Origin of the sequence: Thiocapsa sp. (assembly GCF_035467215.1) — a bacterium.
Lineage (GTDB): Bacteria > Pseudomonadota > Gammaproteobacteria > Chromatiales > Chromatiaceae > Thiocapsa.
The window spans coordinates 1-6,117 of record NZ_DATITZ010000022.1; the positions used below are offsets into that span (position 1 = coordinate 1).

A 6,117-nucleotide genomic window follows, 5' to 3' on the forward strand; every position below is an offset into this window, starting at 1 on the left:
GTCGCAGCCCCAGCTGCGTCTCAATGCCTCGTCTCTCCAAGCGGGCGAGAAGAGATCGACGTCCACGCCGCGGCCGAAGACATGGACATCGTGGAATCCCTCGCGCGAAAGCTCCGCCTTAAGCTCGGCGGTGGGGACCAGGGTCGCATCCGATCGGTTGTGGAAATGGCGCAGCGTCTCGGCGATCTGATGGGTGAAGAGGCCGAGACCGTAATGTTGACTGTACTGCTGAAACTGGGTGTGAAATCCCGTTACCGTCGGGATCCCGCGACGGTGCGCGGCGGAGAGCGCGGCGTGGCCGAGTGGGCCCTGGGTCGCGATGTAGACGAGGTCCGGCGCGGCGCGGCCCCAGAGGCGGCGCAGCCGCCAATAGACCGGCAGTCCGAATCGCAGACCTCGGTAACCGGGGATCGGCAGGCCGGGGACGAGGTGTACGCCGATTCGGCCGAGCGTCGGTGCAGCCGGGTCGCGTTGCTCTCCGTGCTGTCGAGGGCGGATGAGTTGAACGGCGTGCCCGCGCTCGGCCAAGCCCTCGGCGAGATGCCGCATGGTGTGGGCGACGCCGTTGATCTCGGGCGGATAGGTCTCGGTGACGATCGCGATGCGCAGCCCGGAAACCGTATCGGTTTCCGGGGAAATGAGGTCAGGCGACATGAGCCATTCCACCCGTCGGTATGGATTCCGGGCGGCCCGGGGTCGGGTCTGCAATCGCGCCCGGGGTCGGTTCCGGACGCGCTCCGAGCGAGCGTTGCGGCAAGGCATCCGGTTGCATGCCGAGTGCTTCGACGATCGCGGTGCGGGTGCGTTCGGCGAGGAGACGCCGGGTGTTGTTGTCTTCGTCGAGCGCCACCGGCGGGAGGAAATGGACCTCTGCGGTGAGCCCGGGGTGGCGAATCACCCGCACCAGATGGGCGAGTAGGGTGTCGTCGCCGATGAAGGGCGCAACGGTGTCGGGCATCTCCTGTGCGTGGCCGCGGTAGGCGATCGCTACCGGCTGAATCCTCAGCCCGGTCTCCTGCGCAAGCGCGAAGAGACGCGGGTGGAATCGCAGTACGCCCGAGCCATCGCTTGTCGTGCCCTCGGGAAAGAGCATCAAGGTCTGCTCGCCGCCGATCTTGCGGAGCATTCCGGCAATCTCGTCGATGCGGATGGCGCCGCGCTCGACGAACAAGGTGCCCGCGGTCTCCGCCAGCCAGCCGATCAGGGGCCAATCGCGCACCTCGGCCTTGGAGAGGAACGCGATCTCGCCTTGTGCGCCGACCACGGGGATGTCGAGCCAGGAGATGTGGTTGCCGATCAGGAGACATCCTGGCTGCGCGCAGCCGCGGACGCGAATCCGGATGCCCAGAATCTCGCAGAGCCGTCGTTGCCAGCGTCGGGTCATGGCCGCGATCGGCGGCGGCCGTCGGCCGAGTCGCGAAAGGAGACCGATGTAGAGCGCGAGCGTTGCGCCTTTGCTCAAGTGAGCGAGGATCAGTGCAAGCCTGCGGATCGATCGCGCGTGCCTCATCGCGTCACAGACTCGCCGTACGATCGAAAAAATGTCGCGAGTAGGTCGGATTCAGCGCATCCACATCGAGCAGCATGAGCACATCCGCCACGCCGAAATCGGGGTCGCGACAGGGCTCTCCGCAGACCTTTGCGCCCAGCCTCACGTAGGTGCGCAGCAAGGCCGGCAGCGGTGCATCCAGGACGTCGTCGGGCACCTGCGCGGTGCGCAGCGGCACCCGCGGGACGACCCGTAAATCGGGCGAGACCATGGCGTGTCGCCGCAAGCGGTTCATGATGGCCGCGGCCTGGATGTCGTCTTCGCCGAGCGGCATGCTGGCGCAGCCGAACAGATAGTCGAACCCGTGGAGCTGGATGAAACCGGCCAGGCCGGACCAGAGCACGGCGATCGCCGGGCCTTGTCGAAACTCGGCCGAGATGCAGGTCCGACCGACCTCCAGGAGACGGCCCTTAAGCCGGGGGATCGCCCCCAAGTCGAATTCGCTCTCGGAGTAGAAGCGACCGATACGCGCGGCGTTGCGGTCGGTCAGGATCCGCGTGCAGCCGACGACCTCGCCGGTGCGCGTATCGCGCACCAGGAGGTGTTGGCAGTAGGCATCGAGATCGTCTATGTCCAGTCCGCTCGAGCCCGTCTTCAGCTTTGCGCCCAACTCCTCGCCGAAGACCCGATACCTGAGGGCTTGCGCCTCGCGGATCTCCGACTCGGACGCGGCGAGCTCGACGAAGAGGCGTTCCCCGCGCTTGGCGGTCAACGCAGACGCAGTCGCAACCATTGCATGCCCTCGGAAAAAGAACCTTTGCGTGGAGGGCAATCATAGATACGGAGTATTGCGGGCGTGTGTGGGCTGCGTGACGCCGCCGTGAACGTCGATGCGAACGCCGACGTGAGGGGCGCTGGAGGGGTCGCTGGGAGGGTCGCGGGCGGCGTTGCGCCCCGGCTTCAGGGTCTCAGCGAGATGACGGGCCAACCGCGCGACCGGGCTGTCTCGCGCAGCTGCGGATCGGGGTCGACCGCAATCGGCCGATCGACGCGTTCCAGCAGCGGAAGATCGTTGTGCGAGTCGCTGTAGAAGCTGCTCCCGTCGAGATTCTCGCGATGCTCGCGCAGCCAGGTCTGCAGACGCTCGACCTTGCCCTCCCGGAACGCCGGTTGGCCGGCGGGTTCGCCGGTGAAGCACCCGTTCTCCTCGGCAGGCAGCGTCGCGATCAGATGGGCGATTCCGAAGCGCTCCGCGATCGGTGCCGTGACGAAGGCGTTCGTCGCGGTGATGATCATGAGTGTGTCTCCGGCCTCGCGGTGCGACTCGACGAGGTCTCTGGCGGCCGGGAGCATGATGGGCTCGATCAGCTCGGCGACGAACCGCTCGCGCAGCGCTTCGAGATGCGCGCGCGGGTGCTCTCGCAGCGGCCGCAGCGAGAACCTCAAGAATTCAGCGATATCCAGGGTGCCGTCCTTATATTCGCGATAGAAGCGCTCGTTCTCGCTCTCGTAATAGTCTGCATCGACGATCCCCTCGGCGGCGAGGAATCGGCCCCACAGATAATCGGAGTCGCCTGCCAGGAGGGTGTTGTCCAGATCGAAGATCGCCAGCGCCATGTCGTGTCCTTCGGTTGATGTCTCGCGGTGCGATGCGCGTCGGCGTCCTGCGCGGATGCCGGCGTGTTGCCTCGCCTCGCCGGATGTTCGCGGAATCATACCGGGGTTTCAAGCCGTGGCGGGCGCGTTGGCCCGGTACCCGAAGACGGTGCCTCGAGGCCGTTTCCGAGGGCATGCGAAAGCCGTTGAGTGGCAATCGCTTATACAGGTGTCTGCTTGCCGGTCATGCGCCGGATGTGGAAGAATGAAGCATCATGGCCTCACGGACGCGTCTCCTTGATCGATCACGACGGTTTCAGACCCAACGTCGGCATTATCCTGAGCAATCAGGACCGGCGTCTATTTTGGGGTCGTCGCGTCGGCCAGAACGCTTGGCAGTTTCCGCAGGGCGGGATCCATTCGGACGAAACACCCGAGCAGGCCATGTATCGCGAGCTCGAGGAGGAGGTCGGGCTTCAGCCCCGGCAGGTCACCATCCTCGGCTGCACCCGCGGTTGGCTTAGATATCACCTTCCCAAACGCTACATCCGTCGGCATTGCGGTCCGACCTGCATCGGCCAGAAGCAGGTGTGGTTCATGTTGCGGGTGGATTGCGGCGAGGACGCCTTCTGTCTGGACAAGACCGACAAGCCCGAATTCGATGCCTGGCGCTGGGTGCGCTACTGGCAGCCGCTGCATGAGGTGGTCTACTTCAAGCGCCGCGTCTACATGCAGGCGCTCGAGGAGCTCGCCCCGAGCCTGTACCCGGAGGGTCCGCCCGCCCGTGAGGACGCCCAGTCCCGGGTGGTCGGCTTGATGCATCAGCGCGGACGATGACAGGGCTCGCCGCAGAGGACCTCGAGCGAGGGTCGGTCGGGCTCGACAGCGGCGCGTCGGTTGCCGGGTCCTCGGCGGCTGCAAGCCAACGCTTGCCGATGCTCGAATCGCTGCGCCGCATCGTGCAGGAGGTCAACAACGCCCCCGACCTCGAGCGCGCGCTTACTATCATCGTTCAGCGGGTCAAACAGGCCGTCGGGGCAGACGTCTGCTCGGTCTATCTCAACGATTTCGACAACCGTCGGCATGTCCTGCATGCCACCGACGGGCTGCGCGCCAAGGCGGTCGGTCGGGTGCGGTTGGAGCTGGGGCGCGGGCTGATCGGCTTGGTCAGCGAACGTGCCGAGCCGATCAATCTGGACGACGCGGTCAGCCATCCGCGCTACCAACGCATCACGGACACCGGCGAAGAGCACTATCACGGTTTCCTCGGCGCGCCCATCATCCAGAATCGCAAGGTCTTGGGCGTGCTGGTCCTGCGGCAACGCGAGAAACGCCATTTCGGCGACGACGAGGTCACCTTCGTGGTGACACTCGCGTCGCAGCTCGCCGGCGCCATCACCTTCGCACGCACCAACGGCGAGCTGGCGCGTCTGCAGGACGACGGGATCCCGCAGCGCTTCCTGCCCGGCTTGCCGGCCTCGCCCGGCATCGGCATCGGGACCGCCGTGGTGGTCTACCCGCCGGCCGATCTCAACGCCGTTCCGGATCGGCGCGCCGAGAACCTCGACAACGAGGCCAAGGATTTTCTCGGTGCCGTGGAGCATGTGGCCGAGGATCTGGACCGCTTCGCGGTGCGGACCCAGGCGCACCTCAGCGCCGAAGACATGGCCCTGTTCGACGCCTGGCGTCTGATGCTCGAGAGCGACACCCTGATCGACGGGACCCTCTCGCGCATCCGCGCCGGCAATTGGGCGCCCGGGGCGCTGCGCGAGACCATCGCCGAGCACGCCAAGGTGTTCGACGACATGGACGATGCCTATCTGCGCGAGCGCGCCTCCGACGTGCGCGATCTCGGCCGCTGCATCCTGACCCATCTGCAGAAGTTGACCGCGGCGCCGATCCAATACGTGCCCAACACCATCCTGGTCGGCGACGAGCTCAGCGCCATGCAGATCGCCGACGTCCCGCGCGAGATGCTGGCGGGGATCGTCTCGACCACCGGCTCGGGCTCCTCGCATGTCGGCATCCTGGCGCGCGGGATGGGCGTGCCTGCGGCGATGGCCGTTGCCGACCTGCCGGTCGGGCGCGTCGAGGGACGCGAGCTGGTGGTGGACGGTTACCGCGGGCGAGTCTATGTCGCGCCCGGCCCGACCGTCCGCGCCGAGTATCAGCGTCTTGCCGAGGACGACGCGGCCCTGACCAGCGAGCTGCAGGCATTGCGCCATCTCCCGGCCGAAACCACCGACGGCTATCTGGTGCCGCTCTATCTGAACACGGGGCTGGTCTCCGAGGCGCGTCCGCTCGGCATCGAGGAGTCCGCAGGTGTCGGGCTCTACCGCACCGAGCTACCCTTCATCGTGCGCGATACCTTCCCCGGCGAGGCGGCGCAGATGTCGAACTATCGACAGGTGCTCGAGCTGTTCGCGCCGCGGCCGGTGACCATCCGCACCCTGGACATCGGCGGTGACAAGCCGTTGCCCTATTTTCCGATGCACGAGGCCAATCCATTCTTGGGCTGGCGCGGCATCCGCATCACGCTCGATCAGCCCGAGATCTTTTTGACCCAGGTGCGCGCCATTTTGCGCGCGTCCATCGGGCTGGATAATCTACAGATCCTGTTGCCGATGATCAGCACGGTCGGCGAGGTCGACGAGGCGCTGCTGCTCATCCATCGCGCGCACGAGGAGCTGCTCGAGGAGGGCTATCAGGTCCGCTTGCCGCCGATCGGCGTGATGATCGAGGTCCCGGCTGCCGTCTATCAGTGCGAGGCGTTGGCGCGACGGGTCGATTTCCTCTCCGTCGGGACCAACGACCTGACCCAGTATCTACTCGCGGTCGATCGCAACAATGCCCACGTCGCAAAGCTCTACGACGAGTTTCACCCCGCGGTGCTGCGGGCACTGTTGCAGATCCTTGCGGGCGCGCGGGTGCATGGTCGCGAGGTGAGCGTCTGCGGCGAGATGGCCGGAGATCCGCTTGCAGCCTTCCTCTTGCTCGGGATGGGCGTACATAGCCTCAGTATGGGCGCCGGG

6 protein-coding genes are annotated in these 6,117 nt (G+C 66.2%); 2 read left to right on the top strand and 4 right to left on the bottom strand.

The features are described from left to right. The 4 genes from VLR48_RS01165 to VLR48_RS01180 form a co-directional block, all read right to left on the bottom strand. Nucleotides 1-654: glycosyltransferase (locus VLR48_RS01165; protein ID WP_325290022.1), on the bottom strand; the 654-nt coding region annotated here is incomplete at its 3' end. Further along, the gene (locus VLR48_RS01170; RefSeq protein WP_325290023.1) at nt 644-1,462 is read right to left on the bottom strand and encodes a lysophospholipid acyltransferase family protein; all 819 of its coding nucleotides are present in this window, start codon (nt 1,460-1,462) and stop codon (nt 644-646) included. The genes VLR48_RS01170 and VLR48_RS01165, both read right to left, overlap by 11 nt. A gap of 52 nt (nt 1,463-1,514) precedes the next feature. Further along, entirely contained in the window at nt 1,515-2,282 is a 768-nt protein-coding gene (locus VLR48_RS01175) for a GNAT family N-acetyltransferase (protein ID WP_325290024.1), read from the bottom strand. 167 nt (nt 2,283-2,449) lie between these two features. Beyond that, on the bottom strand, nt 2,450-3,106 hold the full coding sequence (locus VLR48_RS01180) for an HAD family hydrolase (protein ID WP_325290025.1): 657 nt from the start codon (nt 3,104-3,106) through the stop codon (nt 2,450-2,452). A 276-nt stretch (nt 3,107-3,382) separates the two neighbouring features. Here VLR48_RS01180 and VLR48_RS01185 point away from each other — a divergent pair, with 276 nt between their 5' ends. Beyond that, nucleotides 3,383-3,922 carry an RNA pyrophosphohydrolase gene (locus VLR48_RS01185; RefSeq protein ID WP_325290026.1) on the top strand — a complete coding sequence of 180 codons (540 nt, stop codon included), beginning with the start codon at nt 3,383-3,385 and terminating at the stop codon, nt 3,920-3,922. A gap of 98 nt (nt 3,923-4,020) precedes the next feature. After that, nucleotides 4,021-6,117: phosphoenolpyruvate--protein phosphotransferase (ptsP, locus tag VLR48_RS01190; RefSeq protein WP_325290027.1), on the top strand; the 2,097-nt coding region annotated here is incomplete at its 3' end.